This is a genomic window from Thioalkalivibrio sp. ALJ21 (genome assembly GCF_000378605.1).
Classification (GTDB): Bacteria; Pseudomonadota; Gammaproteobacteria; order Ectothiorhodospirales; family Ectothiorhodospiraceae; genus Thioalkalivibrio.
In genome coordinates this window covers 433,448-457,901 of record NZ_KB905155.1, presented here as the reverse complement: position 1 = coordinate 457,901, position 24,454 = coordinate 433,448, and the positions used below count along the sequence as shown (strand labels likewise).

Genomic DNA, 24,454 nt, shown 5'->3' with positions numbered 1-24,454 from the left:
CAGCCGCTACGCGACGGCCCGGCCCAAATAGCCTCTGATGCGCAACAGGCCCTGCAATCCCTCACGACTGACGACTGCGACCGGGGTGCAGCCATCGAACGCACGGTTGTGCGTCTTCATCCAGCGATAGGCCTTATCCCGCTCATCCGGAAACAACAGGCGCAGGTCCTTGTGGATCCCCAGGATGTGGCCCGCACGATCCAGAGCATCGCGCTCATCCGGCAGTGGCTCTCCTCCGCAATAGTGCGAAAGCGCGTCCAAGTCGCCCGGCGCATGGCCCAGCATCGCGAGGGCTTCGTCCGTTTCAAGGCCCCAGTGATCGAACGCCTGCATCACCATTCGCGCCAGGGCGCTTCGGTCATGGGCCGATACCTCTGAGTATGCTGAATCCGTCATGCAGCCTCCGACTCCTTCTGCAGCCCATCTCGCCTGTTACGAAAACACCCCGTACTCGATCCGGTGGAGAACCGTTTCGACCATCTCTGCCCCCTCATCCGAGTCCAGCAGATCGATTGGCGCCGACTCAAGAACCCGGTTCCTTGCCCGCATCCAGCGTTGCGCTTTTTCCGGATTCTCAAAGATCGCCGCTGCCTTCTCCCGGATGCGGGCGACGCGTGCCTCAAACTCGCTTTTCTCTGCCACGGCTCCGTTCCTATGCTCGTGATGACTCGGGTTTCCTTGAAGGTAGCACCAACCAGTAGGCATACGCTCCCAACGATCCGCCCACCGGAGCCACCTGGCGCCTCCGCCGCGGCTTGGCTCCGATGCCTCCACGTGCACCTTCTCCTTTACGAATACACGCCATGCTCGATCCGGCCCAGGATGGCCTCGACCCTGTCGGCGCCCTCCTCCGTCTCCAGAAGATTGATCGGTGCATCGCCGAGCACAAGGTTCTCTGTGCACATCCAGTCATCGACGATTTCCTGGGTGTCGAAAACCGATGCGGCTTTCTCGCGGATCCGGGTGATGCGCGCTTCAACTTCGCTCTGCTTGGCCATCGCTACCACCTGCCTGAGTACCCGTTCCGGGCTTATTCACCAAGGTAGCACTACCCCACGGCCTGAAGCCCTTCAGGCGATCGCTTCGATCAATCCGGGGTCGTCTTCGGTTGGGCGGTTCACGCGCGTTGAAACGGGGTGATAGACCAAGGCATCCGGGTTCAGACGGACGGTCCCGGCTCGGATCGCCTCACGCTCCGTCTGTTCGGGATCGAGCCAGTCCCAGCGACACTCGGCATCCAGTACCAGCGGCTTGCGGTCGTGAATGTGTGCCAGACGCTCTGACGCGGGTTCGGTGATGATCGCGCAGCAGGCGCCACCGTCGCTTGTTGGCTCCCAGATGCCCGCCATCATCAGGATGTCCTGCGGTGCGTCCTCGGCAAGGGTGATGTAGTACGGCTGCTTGCCGTCATTGGTCTTGCGCCACTCGTACCAACCATCGGCCAGCACGATGCAGCGCCGGCGGGCGAATGCGGACCGAAAGTAAGGACTCGTGGCGATCTTTTCGGCGCGGGCGTTGATCGGGCGAGGGCCAGCCTCCACCCATTTCGGCCGAAAGCCCCAGAACATCGGCTGGAAGGCAGCGGGTGTTTCGTCGCCGGCGCGGAATGCTGCTTCGAGGTCCGTGCCGGGTGCAACGTTGTACCGAGGCGCATCGAAAGCTTTGTCGACCGGAACCTGGAAGTACCGCCTACCGAGTTCACTCGTCGCGCTGTAGCGCGTCATACGTCCGCACATCAAGTCGCTTCCTATCGAAAGGGCATGCCCTTTGGCATTGCCTCTTTGCATCCGACCGTCTTCCTTAATGCCGCTATTCGTTCAAACTGACTGGCACTAGGAACAGTTTTCCGTGAAGCGGAGAACATTCACCTATGGCATTTGATCTCGTACGCAAGCGTAACCCTCACCGGCCGAGGGACTTCGCAGCTTTGGGCATCCCAAGCGTTTCCTTGACCAGACTCGCCCTTGACGGCAAGCCGTGTCGCTCGCCTCAAGCATGACCGCGAGGAGGCAGCCCCATTGTCATTACTACATCAGGATGTTTGATGTCCCCCTCAACTACGAGTTCGGCTAACGCTGCCCGAGGAAGAGCGGCTCGACGACATCGTTTGGGGGGCACTGCGGCAAAACGGCAGCACAGCACTGGTGCCCGCGAAGCACGTCAGTAACGTTCGGTATCCCGCACTGTACGAACCGTATCAACGGCGGTTTCCCGCATGGCCGGCAAGCTCTGTCGCAAGTCGGCACGTGAACGAAATCTCGGGGGATCCCCGGCAGGTTGAACCACGCGCGCGACGGGCCGACCTCGACGCAGGATGCATACCTCCTCGCCCCGCTCCACTTCTTTCAGAATGCTGGACAGCTGTTCTCGCGCGTCGCGGACGTCAATCTCTTTCATGTGGCTCCAGACCCTAGGTGTTAGATAACGGATGATTCTATATCGCACGAGCAGGTTCCCCTGTTTCGTGCCCGGGAGTAGCTGAATACCGTGTACGGTGGGCCCACGCAGGACGAATAGCATGGCGAGTACGATCCATTCGAACGCGTGCACCACACCCGAGATCCAGCGAGCGCTGCAGAAGCGCGGCCGAGCGTGAACGAGCCCGAACTGGCCCGGCGCTACGGGATTACCCGCGTAACCGAGCGTAAGCGGCGCTACCGCCGGGACGTGGAAGCCGGTCCCATTGCCCGAAGCGACTGCATACCACTCTGATGATCCGGCCCAAACAGCCCCAGACCAACGGTATGGCCGAACGCTCCAACGGGCGCATCGCCGACCTGCTGCGCACCCGCCACTTCGACTCCGGTCTGCACCTGGACGACGCCCTCTGCGGCACTACCAGAGGCTGTACAACCATCACATCCGGTAGAAGGCGCTTGGGCATCGGACACCGGTGGAAACCCTCAAGGCCTGCCAGCATGAACGTCCCGATTTATTTCCAATAACGTGTATATGACCACGCGAGACCTGACACTTACTCCTCCCCAACAGCAAATTGCACTCCGAAAATGCCGAGGGGATGATCGAAGCACCGAGGCATGAACCGATGGTCGTTCCGCTTGCGCACGAAGCGCTCCAGCCTTCGAAATCTCATTCCACTCCCGCGCCTAAAACGACCTGTGACATCCAAGTCCCGATCCGCTAACGTCCGCCAGTGAGCAATGCATGGAATCCCGAAGGCTCGATATCATCGTGCCCCAAGCCATCCCGTAACAGAGAGGACGCATGGACGCGCCTTTTCCTAGCAGCGACTTTAGACCACCAACTCATCAAGCCTATCTTGGGGCGTACCTACCCGGCACAGGAGGCGATCACACCATCCCGGGAGGGTCCCGTTGATTTCGTCTCCAGACCCGTGGGCTCAGTACCGAGCCATCGAATCGCCCCCCGAGCACATCGACGGCAGGGCCCAGTTGGCCGGGTATGTACTCTTCCCAATCCCAGCCACCGCCACCGGGCAAGTCGCTCACGGGGCGGTCGTGGCGCAAGCCATCGAGCGCATACTTCATCGCTTCGGGGATCGCCTCACACTGACGTACCACGACCTTCTGCGCAGCTTGTGCGACGACATCCGGGAGCTCCACGAACGGTATGTGTCCCATGACCCACGCTGCCCCTATCACGGCTTTGGGCCGTCAGGCACCGTATTCGCGGCCCTACACGATCGTGTCGATCAACCGCCGGGCGTGGATGCGCTAAGGCTCTGGCTCTTCGCTGCGCTCTACACCTATGGCGCATCTCCCGAAGTACGCGGTGTCCAGCGGTATATTGAGCGCTTATCAAACTACATCAGTTCGATCAATGAACCGATTCCGGCGGTTGACCAATTTGAAGAAGCGCTAGCGGGCGACAGCAAGATTACCCGAGAAACCGCCAACCTCCTGGCGGATACGGCAGGTTTTACGAGAAACCCTGCCCGCTCGCTCGCCATCCGATCACTTGAGGCGATCTCGCCTCGAAACCGGGCGACGCGCCCCGATCAAAAGCCCTCGCAAGCCAACCGAGCGCCGGATCGCCCCACGAACACACTGCAGCAAGACGACTTTCAGCCAGCGGATCACCAGCCCGACGCTCTCGTTACGAGAGAATTGGCTGCACCCGACAGCCGCTTACGGTTCGGTGCTTATCTGGTACCTGATACCGAGGCTAGTCTCTCCGCAGACGAGGCGCGGCTGCTGTTTGCGGAGCTCACCAACAACCTCAGTCGCAGAGTCATAGATCAGGATGGCCTCATCGACCTCGTCCTCGCGCTAATGTTGACCACGGCGCGAAGTGCGTCGACGGTGATACGCGCACTGCAGAACTTCCGGGTGGATCAAGACGGCCAACAGTATGATGACAGCATCCACCTCCAACTCACCGGCTACTATTGGATATCCTTAAGGGACCGTGAGATCGAGTACTCACAAGCAGACTGCGAGGGGGACTGGCAAGCGGCTCATCAGGATCAACTATTTTTGCCTTACCCTGCAGCCCTACAGACGAGCATACCGGCCTTCCTGCACTCGCCCGCCATTCCCTCGGCCATCAAGAAAACGGACTTCGAGAAGCGGCTCAGGCACCACGCTCAAGTCGTTCCGCGATTAAGTCAGGTTCGCCTACAACGCGTACTTCCGGTACTGCTCTACCAGGTCACCGGGCACCCCAGGACGGCCCAAATCGTTGTCGGTACAAATGGTTTTGCGTCCGCCGCGCCCCTGAGCTATTACGCACCTCGACTCAGCACAGTGGCGTCGCAATACAAGGACGCGCTGGACCTTGCGGATATCACGGTCCACGTCGATCATCAGTATGACGGGACCCGTGTGGGCGCCCCACGGGGCGCGCTGAACATCGAATCACTCCGAGACCTCATGTCGCAGGCCCAGCGCCGGGTCGTGAATGGCCGCCCAAAGCGCTGGTCCCTGCAGGGTGCGCTTAAATGGCACGGCGACCTCATGCGTCACACCGCGCTAATGTTCGCGGCCGCAACCGCCCACCGCATGGGATTCAGCCTTTCCCTGTTCTCCCTCGCTCATCTCGTCGAGTTTTCGGATTCCGGCCCGGGCATCGCGTACCTGTCGGATAAACGACGTCGGGGCGACGACCGGATAGTCGTTCTTCCACAATCGGTCCTCGCTCAGATCCAGTCCATGGCAGCGTTAATGAGACGGATTAGGGATGAGCTACGGGTACATCTATCTGAGCAGGCACGTTCAGCTATCCAGCATCTTGAACGGGCCCTTTCCGGCGATGCGCCGCTATTTTTCTCGCTCGATCCAATCGATTTCAGTCCCCGGACGCTACGCCCGGAGGACTTGGTCGCACACACGCAGATCCCTGTCGATATTCACCGCCTACGCCACTGGTTCGCCACTCGAATCGAGGAACTCGGCGCACCGGGCTGTGACATCCAGCAGCACATGGGGCACCGTCATCTCGGCGAGCCCTATGACGTGACTGATCCCGATTCTCCATACTCGCTGGCCCAGCGGCTCGCGCCTTTTATCGAGAGTTATTTAGAGGACCTGAACCTCTGCCCAGTAGCCGGCTACGATGAAGAACGCCCGTCGGACCGCGATAACCCATATTCCACGGTCGCGCAGCTCGCTCGCGAGTGCGCCTCCAAGGAGCACGCCCCGGACCCTCGCACCTCCGACACGAATGACGAGGATCCCGACAACAACGTCCCGGTATCGGTCATCCAGCCCACGCACCTGGAGGCATATCGCCTCACACGATCGCTCGAAACGGTGCTCCTGCGACTGGTCGAGGATCTCGGGCCGCTTTCGGGGCTGGATGATGCGGCAGCAAGCCAGATCCATCAGGCCGCGCTCGTGCTCAGTGTGATATGGGGTGTGAGCACAGACCCCGTACGGATCAAGAAACTCCTCTCGGAGGGTGAATTGCGCCGTGTACCGAATGCCACCCATGTGGCGGCTCTTTTCCTACCCCGGTCGGACCATATCCATGGCATCCAACTCTTGTCTGCGGCCCAAGCCACTGCGTTCCGCGTTGCTCACGAAGGGGGCGTCCTACATCCATCCGGCGAAGTCGCGTTAAAGGCTCTCCTTACTCACCCCCCAGCCCGGAAAGTCCTTGGGCGAGGAATCACACTGAAAGGTGTATGCCGCACCGTGAGCATGGCACGCAGACTCACGACACCAGCCACACGGGCCGCGTGGGAGCGCGGAGACCTCGAAGCGACCGGCCCACGCTGCGACCGACTACTCGCCTTGGTGACGGGGCGTCGCGTGGCTCCTCAGGCCGCATCTGGGCCGACAGAAGCCGCATCCACTACCGAGACAAGGATGCAGACCCAGTCTGTTGCGTTGAGCCACTATGAGGCGATGCGAAAAGCCATCGGTCGCTGGCGCTCGGATTGCGTGCCCCACCGCGCAACAGCCGTCATCAACGCAGCAGACCGCCTCGCTTCCGAATCCCTTGCAGGGTCGGTGCCTTTACTTCTCGCCCGCGCAATCCGTCATCACATGACGGCCCCCAAGCACAGGAAAAAGATTCGCCCATCCACAACGTACCAATACGTGACACAGCTGACCCACGCGGTGGAACTCGCTCTCTCCGGCCACGCGGGCGAAGACCCGCGGGAGGCCGCCGAGCTGATCCTCAGCGAAATCTGTGCCGACCCAAAGAAGCAAAAGCCCGTCGCATGGGTTTTGAGGCACAACCGCGACCACCCGGAAGACATACCGCGGGAAGTTCACGCTCAGTTGACCGAAGCAGACGAGTTAGGGGTTGCGTTTCCTCGTGCGGGCGACCCCATCACAGGCGGCGAGTCAGAATGGCTCCTGCGATTCCTCGCCCCCAATCCATCCCCACAGCTACCCGCTCGACCTAGCCCGCCTGATCGGGTTATCCATTACGCCCTCCTCCTCCAATTTTTGTACAAACTGCGAACCGGGGAACTGCCGACCCTGACCGCCGACGCCCATCTCATCGGCCACCATCGCTCCGCTCTCTGGATACATCCTCGACGTCAAGCACGGCTAAAGTCCTTGGCCTCTAAACGACTCGTTACCACAATCCAAGAGCGCGAAGCGCGCAGAGAAATAACCCGGACGCACGAGTGCATCCACGTCACCAAGAAAACACAATCGCTTGCTGCACAGGACCTCTTACCGGTTCCCCCTCATGGGAACTCCTTGGACTGGCAACGGAACTATCACGCGCATTTCGCTGAAGCCGTCCAACAATTATTCCAATCCGACTGTTTAGCCCCATTCCGACTGCACAGTTATCGGCATGCCTACGCGACGCAGGCAGGCTACGACGTCCATTGCGACCATTTTCCTAGCTTAACGCTGGATCTACCTTACAAAACATCACCGACCGCTACAGTGACCCGTCTGTCACTTCGCGCACGCTACCGATACATTTCCCGTCAACTGGGGCATGGACACCCCTCCACCACCCTCATGCACTACGACCATTCCATCCCCCTGATGACCGACGTGTCCCATGGGTGGACCGGGCCAACCCGCCGCTGTCTCGCCGCCTTGGTCAAACGAAGCCCGGGTGCGCTCTCACAAGCCGCCTTGCGCAAGCGCCGTGCTCATCAGCCTGAGGATGCCGCGATCATCGATACCCTTGCCTTGGCACCCTTAGATGCTGATCACCGCGTGAGTGACTACCCGGCCCCAACCGATGGAGACCCTTCACACATAGGCCTATCTACTACCCCATCGCCAGATCCAAACCAGGCCGACGAACGCCTCGTCCAGTATCTCACTACAGCGATAAGCATCCGAGAAGGCTGGTCAATCGAAGAGATCGCGCGCGCGCAAGATCGTACCATCGGCCAGATATCGCATGACCGGAGCTACCTTCAATGGCTCGAACAGCTGTTGACACTCCAATTTCTTAGAGGCGCCCCACAGAAGCGGAGGAGTCGAACCGAACCACTCATCGACCTCGCCCGCCCCATCGCACAACTACCACGCAAAGACCTACATGCGCTGGGACTCGAGCTGATCGCCATTTCATCCCATGCGCAGGCCGCCGATATCGTCCGAAAATACCTTCCCACCGCTCAGACAATACCGCCTATTGGACGCACCAGACATCATCTCCTAATTCTTGCCATACAGGCTTATTTGACCGATGGCTAACTAAGAGTCTGGCGAAAGAGAGATCTCGTATTCGAACTCCCGGTGATACCAGACAAGGCAAGATATTCAGCGGGTAGTGGTTTGGCACGCAAGTGGGTGATTCAGGACAGGGGATTGTCGAGCATCCGTCTCACAACCAATCGACATCGGAGAGCCGTCCATTGTCGTTTCTCCCTGGCGCTTCGACTGCTTTCCCAGAAAGCATCCACCGAAACCTCGCGCCCTATTCGCACGCAAAAACGACCCAAGCACGAGGGTGTATATTGGTACTGTCATTCCAAGGCTTAAAGGAGCGCATACATGGATGTATCTTCCAGACACACGATCGAAGTCCTACTCGAGGCAGTCGAGAAACGAACCGCCGATTCGCTAGGCGCACAGTTCCTACACGATCTCCAGCCGATACAGGTCCCTGTTGGCGAGGAGCCCGCTGAAATAAGGATCAAGCGCGATGGCGATCATATCGCGATTATCTTTCATTTCCGCGATCGCTCCCATGTTGATAATTTTAAAAAGCAGCTCTCCCTGCAAAGCGCATTGCTGCGAAACCAACTGGCGTCTGCAAGTTCGTCAAAAAAGAAACAGATCAGGAGATCTCTGAAAAACATGACCATTGATGGTCTTTCGCCCGGCAAGGATTACATAATGGACCAACCCTTTTCCCCAAAGCCCCAAAACGCACGAAAAAGCGTAAATGTCGAAGACCCCAAGATTCGCTTCAGCATCAAGGCAAATCTGATACCCAGCAGCCGAATGCTGCCACTTGCCAGTGCGCGCAATATTCGTACGACTGTGACAGGCCTGCAGGCGGAACTGCCCTTCGGCATCGCGCCAAATGGCCGTAGGACGCTGGAATGGCTCATGCCGGCGGAAGAGATACAGGTACTTGAGTCCGTCAGGGATGCGCTAAACGATGTACTGATTGACCTGCGTAAGGAGCAGACCCAGCCACCGGACCACTAGTAGTGGCGTTGAACGGACGGGTTCTACCCCATTTAAACCGAAGCCTGAGGGAGGACCCGCCACTCTAAAGGTTGAGGATCCGAAAGTACGATTCAAGATCAGTGCTAGTCTTTTCCCCAGACGATCGCTTCCCCTTCCCCACGCTCGAAGCATCGATACAGAGGTAGAAGGATGCGCGGCCGAACTGCCTTTCGGTGTTTCACAAGGTGGAGGAAAGAAACTGGATTGGCTACAGCCGAGAGATGAGGTGCAGGTGCTAGAGGCTCTCCTGGCGGCGCTTGATCTGCGTCTGCAGGAACTTAGGCGTGATCTCGCAACAGCTGGTTTTGAAGACGACGGATAACCATGTAGGGATCGGCGATTACGTCATTCTTGCGGGAGACGGGTGGACCTTCATCAAAATGGTTTACCGCGATGACGTGGTTGGTAGCGATCAGCATTGCTTGACAGCTCGGCGCCCTGATCGGGGTCATGCAAGCGTTTCTGGCAAAGAGTAACTCGTGCTGCGTCCACCGCCCGGGTTCTTCTTCAACGCGCCCCGACCCACCAGGTCCGCAATATCCCGCTGCGCCGTGTCCTGCGAACACTTGGCCATCCGGGCCCAACGTGAAGAGGTCATCCCACCTTCGAATCCGTCCAGCAGGCGATTGAGAACCTTGATCTGTCGGGCATTCAGCGGCTCCGTGGCGAAGCGCTCCCAGAATTGGGCCTTGAACAGCACGTGCTCGAGTGCATCCTGAGCGCTGTCCAGCGAACGCTGCAGGCAGCCCAGGAACCATTCCAGCCACAGGGTGATGTCCAGGTCCCCCTGTTTCTGAGTCCGCTCCAGAATCGCGTAATAGTCACTGCGTTCCCGAAGGATCTGCCCGGACATGCTGTAGAAACGTTCCGCAGAACCATCCGCTCGTGCCAGCACCATATCGGCGATCGCCCGCGCGATACGCCCGTTCCCATCCGCGAACGGGTGAATCGTCACGAACCAGAGGTGGGCCAGCCCCGCCACCAATAGCGGATCCAACGGGCCGGGCGCCTTGAACCAGCCGAGGAAGGCGTCGACCTCCCCCGGGATGCGTTCGGCCGGTGGCGCGGAGAAGTGCACCGTCTCCCGGCCAACGGGGCCCGACACCACATCCATCGGCCCTTGATCGTCATCCCGCCAGCGCGCGACGGGAATCCGCGTCATTCCGCTGCGCCCCGTCGGAAACAGGGCCGCATGCCAGTCGAACAGCCGATCCACTGTCAGTTCACGGTCAAAGGCCTTCGTCGCATCCAGCATCAGTTCGACCATGCCGTCGACATCCCGCCCTGAAGCGACCAGTCCCCCGGCCTCCAGCCCGAGGCGACGTGCCAGGGAAGAGCGCACCTGATCGAGGGGGAGCCGTTCGCCCTCGATCGCGCCGGAATCCACGATATCCTCCGACAGCATCCGAAGCGACGCTTCCTCGCGCAGCGCGAAACCCAACCCTTGCATCCGCCCGAGCAACCGACCCTGCTCGCGCGCGGCCGCGGCCACCATCGGCGCGATATGTTCCGCGTCCCACTGCCAGTGGGGCCAACCGGTCAACTCCCAGATATATAGCACGCCAATCTCCGCATAATATGCGGAGATTATGCGGATCTTTCTCCGCATTTCCAAGCGTATGCGGAGTGCGGCGGATGCCGAGCGCATCTGACGCTGTAGGTCTTCTCGGACGGCCAGAGTAATTGTCGCTAGATGGATGCCCGCGCCCAATGGGCACCGCACGGCGAGTGATCAGGGCACAACGAGTGCCATGCGCCTTTGCAGCTCGAGGGCGTTTTCGGATGCAATCCTGCGAAACGTGGAACGGATGCGGGTGTCATCCGACACGGTTTGCCAGTACCCGATCGCGGCGTGACAAGTGGTGACCCACGCACCATGTTCACGGGGTAATGGCAGGGCGGGCTCGAACGTCACGCGCGGCAGTTCACCACCCGGGAGCGGCGCGTAGGCCATCGGGAGCATGTCGTAGACCGGGCACAGGACAAGCCGGCCGCCCTCCGGTCGAAAGGCGAGATTGCCCAGGTGCATGTCGTTATTGGCAATCAGTCTTCCGAACCAGGTGATGTGACGGATGGCTGCAACCGCCTCCGGCGCCAGCAGACGCTTGTCGGCGAGACCCTTGGCAAGGGTGTCCCATGCCGAAGGCGCATGGCCAAGCAAGGCCGCGTTCACGGTCTCCAGCGTCACCACCGGGCTGCGGCCGAACAGTCCGTTACGATCGAAGCGCTCGACCTCCAGGAACGTGCGGCCCTGTTGCTGGAGGATTCGGCTGGGCGGACTCTGCACGCCGGGGAGCGCCGCGACCGCCTCCAGAGCCAGATGCTCCGCCACCAGCAGATCGGACCAGCGCTGCACGGTTGCGGACTCGTCCGCACCCGAAAACTTCACGATGACGTGGGGACTACGACTGCCCTGCAGGTCCCGAAGGGCGGTGAACTTCGGGAACTCACCCGCAGCACTGGAACCCGCAAGGCCCAGCGAGATGGCCTCCTCCGCCGCTTTCACATACATCCCTTCGATCTCGTCCAGCCCGAGAATCGGAGGGGGATCCAGGCGGGCCTTCTGCCAGCCCTTGAATGCGGCATCACCAACGACCAGGTTGCCGGGGAGATCGGACCCCACACGACTCAGAACCCAGAGGATATCGTCGTCACTCCAGGTATCCGGATTGGGTGACACCTCGAGCGTGTCTTGCAAGCGATGCGCCAGCTGGCGCCCGAGGTAGCCCTGGGGGCGCATATCGTACAAAGGGTATGGCAGACCGGCCCACCATCCTTCGGGGGTCTCGTCGTCATCTTCCAAAGGCCAATCCGAGCCACCGAAGTCGGCATGGCAGCCCTGCGGCTGGATGGGCGAGAGCTCCGTGAGCTCGTGCGGCTGGCCGGCTTCATCAATCACACGGATGGGAGTGGGCGCGAAGTCGCCTCGCAGCGCTCTGCGCAGAGCGTAGCGAGTACGCCGGGCCCGCCCGGCCGCAAGCACGGGCTCGGGCGTCTCCTGCAGCAGTCGGTGAAGGGTGGGGACCGACAGCCCCAGCTCGCGGGCAAGATCGGCTGCACGCACCGGGGCGAGTCTGGCAAGCGCCAAGCCGAGCTGCTGATGCGCTGCCTCTCGCTTGCTCCTCATCCGAACCTTCCAATTGAAATGATTATTGAGAAGATACTACATCATTAAAGGTCTGATATATAACCCTTCGATTTCTATCCCAAGCATTTGGTGAAACGATTCTATGGACGAACCAGATCCTGGACGGGACAGGTCTCGGCTCGCCCAGTTTGTGACCGGATTTGTGACAAAAACGGGGCGATACAATCTCGGGACTCAAGACTCGATCCCGGGAACGCACCATGACCGACTCCCCCACCCTGTCGATGTACTCCGCCCTGCAGCGGGCCTTCGATCATTTCAACGAACGGCTGTTCGACAACGAATTGCCGCCCTGCCTAATCACGCTGCGCAGCTCCCGTCGGCAGCGAGGCTACCACCACGCCGAGCGCTTCATCTCCGGCGACGGCACGATCATCCACGAGTTGGGTGTTCATCCGGGGTACTTCACCCTGAATCCGCTGGAGGTCGCGCTGTCCACGCTGGTACACGAAATGGTGCATCACTGGCAGGAGTGCTTCGGCCGCCCGAGCCGTTCGAACCACCACAATCGGGAGTGGGCCGGCAAGATGGAAGCGATCGGTCTGGTGCCGAGCGATACCGGCCTGCCGGATGGCAAACAGACCGGCCGCCGGGTCACGCACTACATCCAGCCGGACGGGCCCTTCGCCCGAGCCTGTGCGGACCTGCTGGCCACCGGGTTCGAACTGCCCTGGTTCGACCGGCATGCCCCCACCGATCCCGAATCGGTTGCCCAGGTGCAGGAGGCCCTGGCCGAACAGGGTCTGGCCGTGGCCAGCGCTCCCGCGCCGGCCGAGACGATCGCGATGCCCGACGATGCCGAAAAACCGGCAGTGTTTACGCCACCCGCACCGCGCCCGGATCCCCGTGTGCGCATGAACTGCCCGACCTGCGAGGCGCGGGTCTGGGCGCGACCGGAAACCGAGGTTATCTGTGGATCGTGCATGGAGCCGATGAGCCATCTCTCCGACGAAGCAGGCTGACCCGGCTGGCGCCGGATCAACGAACGGGCATGCCGAGAATGGCCGCGACTACCCGCTCCTCCGCCGAGCTGTGAAGCGGGAGGGTGGCAAACGCTTCCAGCACCTCGGGTCCCAGTTCGGCCTCCGCCTCAATGAGCTCCTTGCGCAGGTCCCGCAGGCGCAGAAAACCCCTGCGCTGCTGGGTCAGGCGGCGATACCAGTAAGGACGGATGAACTCCAGCCAGCGATTGGCCAGTGCCTCCCAATCCGGCTCGCCGCCCGTCAGCGTCTCCGGCTTTCGCGCCAGCAGATTGCGCAGATCGAGGTAGGCGTCGAGTCGTGTCTGCTCCCTCTGGCGAGCCGCCTCCAAGCAAAAGCCCTTGAGCACCTCGGCCATCTCCTGCAGGGCCCGTTGCTTGCGCAGCGGCAACTGCGCCCGCTCGGCCTCCGGGAGGCGCTCGGAAAAGTGCGCAAGCCGTCTCGCGGCCGGCTCGTCGATTTCACCGTTGGGTGGATCGGGCGCCAGTCGCTCGCGAAGCGCGGCGGCCACCTTGTCCAGTGAGGTCGTGGCTTCGGAATCCGGGCCGGAGAAGAAAAACCAGCGCGGTGCGCGGTCCGCGCTGCCGGCCAGACAAAAGAAGGCCCAGACGGTGTCGCTGGCCACCACACTGACTCTTGAGAGCACTCGCACGGACCGCTGACGGTAATACTCATAGATGTCGGGCTCGACCAGCGCACCCGCGCCTTCCACCAGTCCGCGCACTGCGGCAAAGGCATCATGCGGTTCGGCTTCCTCGATAGAGCGAGCGGTACGCTCGTATTCGCGGATCAGGGTGTCAGCGTCAACGCTATCCCGTGACCGTTGCTGCAGGTCTTCCGGCAACGGGAGATTGGTCCCGAGAAGTTCCGTCACCGCATCGGCCCGGTCCAGGAAGCGAGCATCGGCACTGAGAGCGAACTCCTCGGCATCCCGAGGCCACCAGACTTCGACCTCGGCATGGGGGCTGTCGAGACGATCGACGCGGCCCGTTCGCTGTTCGGCTACGCGTATCACCGAGGGCATATCGAGATGGACCAGCGCCGAGGCCGCCTGCAGGTTCACCCCCTCGGACAGACTATCCGAACACAGCGCCACGCCGGCCTGCTCGTCGTCACCCGGCCGAAATGCACGGAGCACCGCCTGGCGGCTTCGCTCGTCGCTGCCCGTGGCCTGCCAGATCTCGACGCCCGGCAGCCGCTCTTCGAGCTGGGCGCTCAGGGCCGCGATGGTAATCAGACGGCTGTCGAAAGCCAGCACCCGTTCGTGGCGCGCCGCCAGTCTGGCCAGATGGGCGACCTTGGCGTGCTCCCGCGCCGGACTCATGGCGCGCACCTCGTCCAAGACCTGCGAGAGGATCCGGTGATCGTGCGCGTGGGCTGATGCCCAGGCGTCCGCATCGGTAAGCCAAGCAGGCAAGGGCACGCCCAGCCGGTTCTCGGGCACACGCCCGGGTTGCTTGAGCTTGCCCAGGACATCTCCTGTATCGGCGGACTTGGCGTAATGCTCCAACCCGAACTCGGCCCGAGCCACCGTCGTTCCGCACAGGTGCTCGACCAATGCCGCACGCGAAGACCGCAGGGCCGCCATGACCCGGTAGCGGACCAGCTTGTGCGCCCCGAGCAGCAGGTTGTCACGATACTGATCCTCGGTGAGCCCCTGCTGCCGTTGTACGGCGCTCAGCTCCAGGACCACCGGAATCTGGACCACGCCAAAGAGCTGATCGAGAAGCCCCCGGATCCGACTGGCGCGTTCACGGTCGGTAGCCGGTTCCCCCAGGGAATAGCTGTACGAGCGGTGCTCCGGATACCGGCAGGGCCGTCCCGAGTGATCCCGATAGGCCTCGGGCTCGCGATCAATCAGCGCATTGAACATGCGCTTGGTACGGCGAATGGTGAATGTACGGATCTCGTCCCGCAGCCGGGCGGCCTCATCGTCGCCCAGTCCGTGCCAGCGACCGGGACGATTGACCCTTTCCAGGGCTTTCAGCGTGCTCGGCTGCAGGTTGTCGGCGCCGAGGAGATCCGCGATCCGGACCAGGTCATCGACATTCCGGTTGATCGGCGTAGCGGTAAACAGCAGCACGTCATCGGCAAGATGGTTGGTAAACAGCCGCCGTGTCCGGCGCGAGCGGCGATTGTGGAAGTTGTGGCACTCGTCCACGGCCAGCAGGCGCGCCCGCCTCAGGGCATCATCCAGCTGCCATGCCTTGCGGCTGCCGTGACTGAGCAGGCCAACCGAAAAGACATCCAGCGCGGTGTCGGCCCGGGAGGCCTCCCGCTCCCACTCCTCCACGACCGTCGAGGGTGCAATCATGACCGAGCGGGGCATCCCGCCCGCCCCCTGGATCCGCGCCTGCTGCGCCCGCAGGAGATGCGCACCCATGCGCGTCTTGCCGGAACCCGTCGCATCCGCAATCAGCACCGCACCCTGACGATCCAGCAGATACAGCGCCTGTGCGATCCCCTGACGCTGGGCCGGCCACAGCGCACGGAAGGCCTCGCGGTCGACCTGCTGCAGAAAACCCTTCGCCCAGTCACCCTCCAGCAGCTCCCCGCAGGCGCGGGCTAGCGCATCACGCCACCCGACGACATGCAGCAGACGCTCGAGCAGCACCAGAAGCGCATCGGTGTAGTCATGCCCAAGCGACCAGAACTGCTCGGCCAGCGCCGCCGCCTCGCGGTAACGTCTCGGTTCACCCGTTGCAGTGAACCGCGCATTCGCCTCGTGCTGACGCTCCAGCCCGTTCTTGCTGAAGTTGCTCGAGCCCAGCGTTACCGCCCTCGCCCCGAGATAGATCTTGGCGTGCAGCGGCCGCTGCGTGTCGGGCCAGTACCGCGCCTCGACGGCGCCCTCCCGGAGCCGCTCCCGAAAATGAATCAGCCGGGCTGACAGGCGCAGGGAGATCCCTCGATCCAGCCAGTACTGCTCGACCTCTTCGGGAAAACTCGACGCCTTAAGACTGCGGTGACCACCCTCCCCTGCACTCGGCTCGTTACCAAAAAGAACGCGAAGCGGCCGAACCTCCCCCAGATCCGCCTCCAGACGGATGAGCTCTTCCAGTGCCCCGTAGCCCGCCACCACCAATGGCGAATCCGCAGACACCAGGTCCGCAATCACCCGCTCGCGCACCGTCCGCCCGTCGACATTGAGCGGGAAACGATCCGGCGGTGGCCAAAGGACCTCCACATCCACCTCTCGCGACTGATCCGGGAAGTCGCTGAAGAGGTCAGCGGTGCTACTGGCAACGGGGAAGGGATCTTTTGCGCTCATGACCACCTCGGGGACAACTCCAAGACTAGCGCACGTGACACGCATCAGGCATGCGCTAGAAGGTCACTCAGACGCGCCAAGCCTGTGCCAGCTTCCGTGACAGTAAAAGCCCTTGCCCCCTCGTCTGTGACACTCCCATTCGCGACAAAAGCGGGGCGATACAATCCCGGAACTCAGCGCTCGATCCGAGAACACGCAATGACCGACTCCCCCACCCTGTCGATGTATTCCGTCCTGCAGCGGCCTTCGATCATTTCAACGAACAGCTGTTCGACAACGAACGGCTGCCTGTCTGATCACGCTGCGCGGCCCCCGCCGGCAGCGGGGCTACTGTCCACATCCCCGGATTAGATCCACGCCACAGACCCGCGCCGTGGCCCGAACAGTCTGGCCATGGTCGACCACCAAACGGATCCTCCGCTCTCGACCACGGGGGCCCATTAAGGCATTTTGATGAAGGTTCACGGGGCGTCCTCCTTGGAATCGCTCAGTCGGCAAACTCAGCATCCTTCGGAGTCGTCCCGTAGACCTATTGGGAGATCACATCTAGTTCCAGCCGCTAGCGGGCACTCGTACCCCCCTGTCGGCTCCCCAGCAGGGGACTTATTTTTGGTGCCTCGCGGCCTCCCAGACCCGCTTATCCACCACGAACGTCCGCCACATCCGAAACTCGAGTTGACAGTTCTACGCCCGAGCCTCACGCAAAATGTCGCGCGCAGTCGCGATGAAGTCGAGATTGTGAGGACGCTCCCGGTCTGCACGGCGCATCGTGATGGCAAGGTTGCTCCACAGACCGTCGTGACCAAGCCGGACACGACGGGTCGCGACACGCTCACTCTCTCCCCCGTTGAGCCCCGCCTCCAGCTCGGGCAGGGCCCAATCCGGCAAAACCGCCACACCACGGCGGCTCGCTACCAGTTGCAGCAGCATCGCACTAACCTCGGTCGTCCGGCGCGGGACCGTCACCCCGGCCGGGTGCAGAAAGCGCCGATAGATATCCAGACGCTCCTCGCTGACCGGGTAGGTGATCAGCGTCTCCCCGCGCAGATCCTCAGGCAACACGCAGGGCCGCTCGGCCAACCGGTGGCCGGCCGGCACCACGAGCAGGTTCTCGTACTCCATCAGGTGTACCGACTCGAGTTCGGGATCATCCACAGGGTCGACCGCAACGGCGACATCCACGTCACCGTTGCGCAGGGCGTCCAGTGCCGTGAATCCATGGCTAAGGGTAAGATCCAGCTCCACCTCCGGCCAGTGCCGTCGAAAGGCACCTACCGCCGGCATCAGCCACTGAAAGCAGCTGTGGCACTCCAGCACCAGAAACAGTCGGCCACGTCCGCCGTCGCGGATCTGCACGACATCACGCTGCGCGGCGGTGATCTCGGGCAACACCCGGTCAGCCGCCTGCAGTAGCCGTTCTCCGGCAGCCGATAACCGCACCGGACGCGTTCGGCGTTCGAAGAGGGTCACACCCAGTCGGTCTTCAAGCTGGCGCAACTGATGCGACAGTGCCGACTGAGTTACGCAAAGGCTATCAGCCGCGGCAGTCACACTCCCCAACCGCACGATCTCGCAAACCGCCCGCAGATGCCGGAGCTCGAGTACTCCCGACAGATCATGAGCGGAATTCATGGTGTCCGTGAAGAAATATCGTTTTACTCATGTATCAAGCATGACGAGACTGGACGCCGTGTTCAACCCGGAGTCTATAGATCCATGATCACCACCCATAATCTTGGCTTTCCCCGCATTGGCGCCCGTCGCGAGCTGAAGACGGCTCTTGAGCGTTACTGGAGCGGCAACATCAGCCGCGATCAACTGGAAACCTCGGGCCGCGAGTTACGGCAGCGTCATTGGGCCTGGCAACGCGAAGCTGGCATCCAACAGGTCCCGGTCGGCGACTTCAGTTTCTACGACCACGTGCTGGACATGATGCTGACGCTGGGCGTTCTGCCGGAGCGCTTCCATGCCGCAGCGACCGAGCACCCGCTGGACCTTGCTTTCTACATGGCTCGCGGTCGTTCCCACAACGATGCGTTGCCCGATGTGCCGGCGCTGGAGATGACCAAGTGGTTCGACACCAACTACCACTACCTGGTCCCGGAGCTGACCCTCGAACAAACCTTTGCGGCCATTCCGGACAGACTACGAACGGAGATCCGGGAGGCGCGCGAGATGGGTCTGCAGCCCAAGCCTGTCCTGCTGGGGCCGGTCAGCTTTCTGTACCTGGCGAAGATGAAGGATGACGGGGAGCCACTGGAACTGCTTGACCGGCTCCTCCCAGCCTATCAGGAACTCCTGGAGTGGATCAGCGCAGAGGGAGCTTCTTGGGTTCAGATCGACGAGCCCATCCTCACACTGGATCTGCCCGTCGAGTGGCAGTCGGCGCTAAGGGCGGCTTACGACCGTCTCCACCGCGGCGGGCCACGCCTCTTGCTCACGACCTATTTCGGTGGCCTTGGCAGCCAGCGCGACCTGGCACTGGAACTACCGGTAGCGGGGCTCCACGTGGATGCCGTGCGCGGCGCGATGGAGGTCTCGACCCTCGTGGCCCGGCTGCCGCAGGACAAGATTCTGTCGTTGGGAATCATCGACGGACGCAACATATGGGCCACCAATCTGGAGGCCGGCCTGGACACTCTGGAGCCCGCCGTCAGCAGCCTCGGCATTTCTCGCCTGTGGCTCGCGCCCTCCTGCTCGATGCTGCACGTGCCCGTTGACGTGGAACAGGAAACCGGCATGGACACGGAGGTACGCAGCTGGCTGGCCTTCGCGCGCCAGAAACTGGCGGAGCTGGCGATCCTCCAGCGCGGCTTGACCGAGGGACGCGCGGCCGTCGCCAAAGAGCTGGAACACAGTCGGCGCGTGCACAGCAACCGCCAGAACGCCGTTCGTACTTGCATTCCGCAGGTTCGGGAACGGGTGGCGGGACTGTCCCCGGATGACGCCCGCCGTGCCCTGGCCTATGAACAGCGTGCACCGTTGCAACAACGCTCACTCGACCTCCCATTATTCCCGACCACCAGCATCGGTTCGTTCCCACAAACGCAGACCATTCGCCGGGTGCGCCGTGACTACCGCCGGGGTGAGCTAACCCGGGATGATTACCTGCGCACCATGCGCCAGGAGATCGCTCGCGTAATCCGCTTCCAGGAAGACATCGGCATGGACGTGCTGGTGCACGGTGAGCCCGAACGCAACGACATGGTGGAGTATTTCGGCGAGCAACTCGACGGGTATGCCTTTACCCGGCACGGCTGGGTTCAGAGCTACGGATCGCGCTGCGTGAAACCCCCCATCATCTACGGCGATGTGCAGCGGCCCAGTCCGATGACCGTCGACTGGACACGTTACGCCCAGTCCCTCACAAGCAAGCCGGTCAAGGCCATGCTCACGGGGCCGGTGACCATGCTGCAATGGGCCTTCGAGCGCGATGACCAGTCACGCGAGGCCACTGCCCTGCAGATCGCCCTGGCGCTGCGCGACGAGATCACCGACCTCGAGGCCGCCGGAATTGGCGTGATCCAGGTCGACGAGCCGGCGCTTCGGGAAGGGCTTCCCCTTCGACGAGGCGAATGGAATCGCTACCTGGAATGGGCTGCGCGCGCCTTTCGCGTCGCCACCTCCGGTGTGGCCGACGTGACCCAGATCCATACCCACATGTGCTACTCGGAGTTCAACGACATCATCGAGGCCATCGCATCCCTGGATGCCGATGTCATCACCATCGAGACTGCCCGCTCGGACATGGAACTGCTGGATGCCTTCGAGCGATCCACCTACCCCAACGAGATCGGGCCGGGTGTCTATGACATCCACTCTCCACGCCTCCCCAGGGTACAGGAGATGGTGACCCTTCTGGAAAAGGCGGCACGCGGGATCCCGGTCGAGCGGCTGTGGGTCAATCCCGACTGCGGACTCAAGACCCGCAGCTGGGACGAGGTCCGTCCAGCGCTGGAGGCAATGGTTGAGGCCGCGCGCGCCATGCGTGACCAGCACCCCGCAACCGAGAAGAAGTCACAGGCCAAAGCTTGACATGCAAATGCCCTTGCGTATGGTTCGCATTTAGCTACACAGCCCGGACAGCTGTGTGTCGCCAAGACGAAAGGTGGGCTTTCAGCCTTTGGTCTCTCCAACCTCCGTTAAGCATTACCGCCGGATGGGTCATCCGGCGGTTTTTTTATGCCACTCGGGCACGAATGCATCCCAAATTCGCTCGACGATCGTCCCGACTATGCGTCGCACGGCGTGCATTCCCTAGGTGTGATCTCTCAATAGGTTGTCGCGCACGGTGTTGGTCCACTGGAACTCGGGCATTTGCCGGGGCTTTCGGCCACCGATGACCGTGGCTACGTGGTGGCACCGAAGCAACCCAAGCCGTCGAATTGCACAGTGCTGCCTGGCGTCCGCTAGGTGCGGTCCCACTTGCCCATGACCTCCGCGCTGAAGGTGACTACCGGGGTCACAGCTTGACCCGTAGTGGATGCCCAGCGACCTTTAGCAATACCGCCGCTACGAGTGCACCTTCTTCTCAGAACCCGCGTGCCGCCCTGCCAGCGCTGCGTTCACCACACAGATAGCCATCATCCACCTGTGCGATCCGGTCGAACATATTGCGTCCCCCCTCGCGACATGTGACGCACCCTGACCTGGGATCGCAGCAGCGAGATGGCCAGACATAAGATCTTCATCGCCGAAACGGATGTGAAGGTGTACTTCTATGACCCGCAGAGTCCTTGGCAACGCGGTACCAACGAGAATTCCAACCGCCTGCAGCGCGAGTACTTCCCCAAGGAGACGGAACTGGCCGGCTTCTCACAGACCGGCCTGGATGAACTCGCCCTCCGTCTGAATCGGCGACCGCGGAAAACCTTGGTCTCCCCGGCGGATAAACTCACGGTCACTGTTGCGTCGGCCGGCTGAGCGCACCTCCGCCTTGTTGGCCCGGGAACTGAAGTGATGCATCCCTCCATCAGGGCCTTGATGGAGAAGGCTTCGGTGCAGCGGGTCTGCGATCTGCTGGAGGAAAACCGGGCCGGCTATTACGCGGCGCGGGCGCGGGCCGAACGCCCAAGCGTGCCCTGCGCCGCTGGCGCTCACCTCGAGCGGGTGTTCGCGGCTTCCGGGCGAACCTACGGCAGCCGGCGTCTGGCAAAAGCCTTACAGGCGGATGGCACAGCCGTGGGCCGTTACCGGGTGCGGACGCTGATGCGCGAGCGCGGCCTGCGGCCCGTCTGGCGGCGGCGCTTCGTGGCCACTACGCAACGCGACGACCGGGTCCCGGTCGCCGAGAACCATCTCAACCGCAAGTTCACCCCGGCCGGACCGAACCAGGCGTGGGCGTCCGACATTACCTATATCCCGACCGCCACCGGCTGGAGCTACCTGGCGGTCATCCTCGACCTGTACTCGCGCAAGGTCATCGGTTGGGCCCTCGATCGGCAGATGCCGGCGAGCCAGACCTGCGAGGCCCTGCGCATGGCGCTGGAGCAGCGCCAACCGGAGCCGGGACTGCTGCTGCACTCCGACCAGGGCTGCCAATACACCAGCGCCGCCTGGCGGCGGCTACTGGCCCAGCACCAGATCCAGGCGAGCATGAGCCGCCGGGGTAACTGCTGGGACAATGCCGTCATCGAGTGCTTCTTCCTGGGCCTCAAGACGGAACGCGTCTGGCAGCGCCGATACGCGAACCACGGCGAGGCGCGGCGGGATTTCGCGGACGACATCGCTCGGTTCTACAACACCGTTCGCATCCACTCGACGCTGGGCTACCTGCCTTCCAGCGACTATGAGCATCCAACGGCAGCCAATCCACCTAACGCGGTATCCGGAATGACTTAACCACCAAATCCAACACCGGGGCTGCCCCTGATGCGACTCGCAACGCTCATCGAGATCCTACCTACGTCCCCCCGATTGTTTCCCAAGGTCGCCTCTTCTTCCTTGATTCCTCCGATATACGTCTATGGTTTCAAGAAAGTCTATGGTTTCAAGAAAGTCTATGGTTTCAAGAAAGTGTATCCTTTTCGTTGCAGATACGAAATATGAGCATTACCGCTGACTACGACGTCCTCTTCCGACGCGTCGTACAGGTCGTCATGCAGGCTAATTTGTCTACCTTCCAAGGTATTATTGCAAACCAAGAACCGGACATTCTGCATCTTTAGATTGTCGATGTTCGCTCGAAGATCATCGTCATCTTTCGCCTTGTTAAGGAGGCTTAGTCCGTCTCCACTCAGAACGACTTTTACCTGAATATTGTCGACACCTAATGCATTGACGTGGTTCTGTATGTTCCGCAGGACCATCGTATGCCGGTCACTGTCATCATAGTTCACGTCGTAGACCGCCTTATCTTCTCCATAGTCGTAAGTAACGGCAGACGCATTCCCCGAAAATATCAACGCCGTAGTAATCAACAGCAATGGAATAAAGAATATTGTTCTCATGCCTGTCTCCTAACTTATTTAGGTGTAAACGGAACTGGAGGTTCCCATTGTCGCCACTAAAGGGCCACTCCTCACTAGCTGGAGGACCGTTAGAAGAATAGACTGGAACTGGAGGATGTTTATTCCGGCTTATGAGTACCGACATCATTCGATAAGCGTAGGCTTTGTGGCCGCACCCCTGCTCCCGCATCAGGCGCCAGACCCGGCAGCGGCCCACGGTCACGCCTTCCGGGCGCAGCGAAAGACCCCATGCCAACGCCGGGGCAACCCTGATGCGATTCGCTGCGCTCACCCGCATCCTACGATGGGACCTGGCGCCCGCTGGCGGGCGCGGCACGCCAGGGCCGAGGCCGCGCGCGCCAAGTGTAGTGGTCAAGTGATTTCTGACACCTCGATGGGTGTTTCGGCTGTCCCTTTTTTCGCTCGTAGGCGTTGGGCGACAGGTATCCCAAAGTCGAGTACCTTCGGCGCTCGTTGTACCGGTCTCCGGTCGGCGTTCGGAAGACGTAGAGGTCCAGCACGCCGCGGCGGTAGCCGCCGTTGAACCGTTCGATGAAGCCGTTCTGCATGGGCTGGCCTGGCTGGATGAAGCTCAGTTCCACGCTCCTCTGCTCGGCCCAGTCGGCGATCGCGGCCGAAACGAACTCGGGACCATTGTCGAGGCGGAGTTGCTGGGGATAGCCCCGCCAGGCCGCAATACGCTCTAGCACCCGGATCACACGGGGTGCGGGCAGATTCAGATCGGTCTCCACCGCCAGCGCTTCCCGGTTGAAGTCATCCACGACGCTGAAGGTGCGAAAGCGCCGTCCGTCCCACAGCGCATCCGACATAAAGTCCGCTGACCAGCGCGCGTTCGGAGCTTCGGTCGATGCCAGAGGTCGTGGCTCCCGTGGTGGCAAGCGGCGCTTGCCCTTACGCCGCAGGTTCAGCTTCAGGGCGCAGTACACGCGCCAGACCCGCTTGTGGTTCCAGGGCATGCCCCAACGTCGGATCAGCTTGAACAGCTTGCCAAAGCCCCGCTCCGGATCGCGTTCCACCCGCTCCTGCAGTAGCGCGACCACCGCATCGTCCCGGTCCGGTTGCTTGCGATACCACACCACCGACCGCGCAACCCCGGCCACCTGACAGGCCCTGCGCTGACTCTGCCCATGCTCCCGCGTCAACGCAGTGACCACACAGCGCTTCTCGTCCGGGCTCGGAGCTTTTTTGGGCAATCACGTCCTTCAGGGCCGTGTTCTCCAGGGCCAGCTCGGCGTACATCCGCTTGAGCCGGTTGTTCTCGTCCTCCAGCTCCTTCAGCCGTCGAACGTCGGCCGCTTCCATGCCCCCGTATTTCGACTTCCACTGGTAGTAGCTCGCTTCCGAGACCCCGATCTCCCGACAGACGTCCTTCACCTTCCGGCCGCCTTCGACCTGCTTCAGCGTCTGGACAATATGGCTTTCCGTAAACCGACTCTCGCGCATCTCGGCCTCCTTGGGCTCTAGTGTGCCCGGAGACCTCCAGTTTTCAATGG

General features: G+C 61.7%; 15 protein-coding genes and 2 pseudogenes. 6 read left to right on the top strand and 11 right to left on the bottom strand.

Features of this window, described 5'->3' with window-relative positions:
- Positions 1–6: 6 nt before the first annotated feature.
- From F579_RS0102145 to F579_RS0102125, 5 genes are all read right to left on the bottom strand, one after another.
- The gene (locus F579_RS0102145) at positions 7–339 is read right to left on the bottom strand and encodes an MbcA/ParS/Xre antitoxin family protein (RefSeq protein ID WP_019024489.1); all 333 of its coding nucleotides are present in this window, start codon (positions 337–339) and stop codon (positions 7–9) included.
- A 93-nt stretch (positions 340–432) separates the two neighbouring features.
- A complete protein-coding gene (locus F579_RS0102140) occupies positions 433–642 on the bottom strand; it encodes an MbcA/ParS/Xre antitoxin family protein (protein ID WP_019024490.1) in 210 nt (69 codons plus the stop codon).
- A gap of 146 nt (positions 643–788) precedes the next feature.
- On the bottom strand, positions 789–998 hold the full coding sequence (locus tag F579_RS0102135; protein ID WP_018174084.1) for an MbcA/ParS/Xre antitoxin family protein: 210 nt from the start codon (positions 996–998) through the stop codon (positions 789–791).
- Positions 999–1,070: 72 nt separating this feature from the next.
- On the bottom strand, positions 1,071–1,724 hold the full coding sequence (locus F579_RS0102130) for an SOS response-associated peptidase (RefSeq protein ID WP_026301056.1): 654 nt from the start codon (positions 1,722–1,724) through the stop codon (positions 1,071–1,073).
- A 436-nt stretch (positions 1,725–2,160) separates the two neighbouring features.
- Positions 2,161–2,397, bottom strand: coding sequence for a type II toxin-antitoxin system Phd/YefM family antitoxin (locus F579_RS0102125; RefSeq protein ID WP_026301057.1), 237 nt, complete (start codon positions 2,395–2,397; stop codon positions 2,161–2,163).
- 1,082 nt (positions 2,398–3,479) lie between these two features.
- On the opposite strand from F579_RS0102125, the gene F579_RS0102120 reads away from it, so the two are divergent.
- Together F579_RS0102120 and F579_RS0102115 are read left to right on the top strand one after the other, a co-directional pair.
- Positions 3,480–8,108, top strand: coding sequence for a site-specific integrase (locus F579_RS0102120; protein ID WP_231365781.1), 4,629 nt, complete (start codon positions 3,480–3,482; stop codon positions 8,106–8,108).
- A 300-nt stretch (positions 8,109–8,408) separates the two neighbouring features.
- Positions 8,409–9,071 carry a hypothetical protein gene (locus tag F579_RS0102115; RefSeq protein ID WP_019024494.1) on the top strand — a complete coding sequence of 221 codons (663 nt, stop codon included), beginning with the start codon at positions 8,409–8,411 and terminating at the stop codon, positions 9,069–9,071.
- Between the two features lie 469 nt (positions 9,072–9,540).
- Here the strand turns inward: F579_RS0102115 and F579_RS0102105 are convergent, their stop codons facing one another.
- Both F579_RS0102105 and yjjJ read right to left on the bottom strand, forming a co-directional pair.
- Entirely contained in the window at positions 9,541–10,653 is a 1,113-nt protein-coding gene (locus F579_RS0102105) for a Fic family protein (RefSeq protein WP_019024495.1), read from the bottom strand.
- A gap of 171 nt (positions 10,654–10,824) precedes the next feature.
- A complete protein-coding gene (gene yjjJ / locus F579_RS14585; protein WP_026301058.1) occupies positions 10,825–12,219 on the bottom strand; it encodes a type II toxin-antitoxin system HipA family toxin YjjJ in 1,395 nt (464 codons plus the stop codon).
- A gap of 221 nt (positions 12,220–12,440) precedes the next feature.
- On the opposite strand from yjjJ, the gene F579_RS0102095 reads away from it, so the two are divergent.
- Entirely contained in the window at positions 12,441–13,202 is a 762-nt protein-coding gene (locus F579_RS0102095; protein ID WP_019024498.1) for a SprT-like domain-containing protein, read from the top strand.
- A 16-nt stretch (positions 13,203–13,218) separates the two neighbouring features.
- On the opposite strand, the gene F579_RS0102090 is transcribed toward F579_RS0102095, so the two are convergent.
- A complete protein-coding gene (locus tag F579_RS0102090; protein ID WP_019024499.1) occupies positions 13,219–16,491 on the bottom strand; it encodes a helicase-related protein in 3,273 nt (1,090 codons plus the stop codon).
- 684 nt (positions 16,492–17,175) lie between these two features.
- Entirely contained in the window at positions 17,176–18,123 is a 948-nt protein-coding gene (locus F579_RS0102085) for a LysR family transcriptional regulator (protein ID WP_018875087.1), read from the bottom strand.
- Positions 18,124–18,207: 84 nt separating this feature from the next.
- Here F579_RS0102085 and metE point away from each other — a divergent pair, with 84 nt between their 5' ends.
- From metE to F579_RS14575, 3 genes and pseudogenes are all read left to right on the top strand, one after another.
- Complete coding sequence (gene metE / locus F579_RS0102080) at positions 18,208–20,526, top strand: 5-methyltetrahydropteroyltriglutamate--homocysteine S-methyltransferase (RefSeq protein ID WP_018174095.1); 2,319 nt, start codon at positions 18,208–18,210, stop codon at positions 20,524–20,526.
- Between the two features lie 603 nt (positions 20,527–21,129).
- Positions 21,130–21,414: pseudogene (locus F579_RS0102075) on the top strand (IS30 family transposase); the annotation flags it as partial.
- A 36-nt stretch (positions 21,415–21,450) separates the two neighbouring features.
- On the top strand, positions 21,451–22,332 hold the full coding sequence (locus F579_RS14575) for an IS3 family transposase (RefSeq protein WP_019024500.1): 882 nt from the start codon (positions 21,451–21,453) through the stop codon (positions 22,330–22,332).
- Between the two features lie 158 nt (positions 22,333–22,490).
- Here the strand turns inward: F579_RS14575 and F579_RS0102065 are convergent, their stop codons facing one another.
- Together F579_RS0102065 and F579_RS0102060 are read right to left on the bottom strand one after the other, a co-directional pair.
- On the bottom strand, positions 22,491–22,940 hold the full coding sequence (locus tag F579_RS0102065; protein ID WP_018174404.1) for a DsrE family protein: 450 nt from the start codon (positions 22,938–22,940) through the stop codon (positions 22,491–22,493).
- Positions 22,941–23,347: 407 nt separating this feature from the next.
- A pseudogene (locus F579_RS0102060) lies at positions 23,348–24,404 on the bottom strand (IS3 family transposase); the annotation flags it as partial.
- Between the last annotated feature and the right edge of the window lie 50 nt (positions 24,405–24,454).

Excerpts from the sequence above, each read along its gene's own strand:
- F579_RS0102145 (WP_019024489.1), bottom strand. The coding sequence starts at position 339 with ATGGTGATGCAGGCGTTCGATCACTGGGGCCTTGAAACGGACGAAGCC.
- F579_RS0102135 (WP_018174084.1), bottom strand. The coding sequence starts at position 998 with ATGGCCAAGCAGAGCGAAGTTGAAGCGCGCATCACCCGGATCCGCGAG.
- F579_RS0102130 (WP_026301056.1), bottom strand. The coding sequence starts at position 1,724 with ATGACGCGCTACAGCGCGACGAGTGAACTCGGTAGGCGGTACTTCCAG.
- F579_RS0102125 (WP_026301057.1), bottom strand. The coding sequence starts at position 2,397 with ATGAAAGAGATTGACGTCCGCGACGCGCGAGAACAGCTGTCCAGCATT.
- F579_RS0102115 (WP_019024494.1), top strand. The coding sequence starts at position 8,409 with ATGGATGTATCTTCCAGACACACGATCGAAGTCCTACTCGAGGCAGTC.
- yjjJ (WP_026301058.1), bottom strand. The coding sequence starts at position 12,219 with ATGAGGAGCAAGCGAGAGGCAGCGCATCAGCAGCTCGGCTTGGCGCTT.
- F579_RS0102095 (WP_019024498.1), top strand. The coding sequence starts at position 12,441 with ATGACCGACTCCCCCACCCTGTCGATGTACTCCGCCCTGCAGCGGGCC.
- F579_RS0102090 (WP_019024499.1), bottom strand. The coding sequence starts at position 16,491 with ATGAGCGCAAAAGATCCCTTCCCCGTTGCCAGTAGCACCGCTGACCTC.
- F579_RS0102085 (WP_018875087.1), bottom strand. The coding sequence starts at position 18,123 with ATGAATTCCGCTCATGATCTGTCGGGAGTACTCGAGCTCCGGCATCTG.
- metE (WP_018174095.1), top strand. The coding sequence starts at position 18,208 with ATGATCACCACCCATAATCTTGGCTTTCCCCGCATTGGCGCCCGTCGC.
- F579_RS14575 (WP_019024500.1), top strand. The coding sequence starts at position 21,451 with ATGCATCCCTCCATCAGGGCCTTGATGGAGAAGGCTTCGGTGCAGCGG.
- F579_RS0102065 (WP_018174404.1), bottom strand. The coding sequence starts at position 22,940 with ATGAGAACAATATTCTTTATTCCATTGCTGTTGATTACTACGGCGTTG.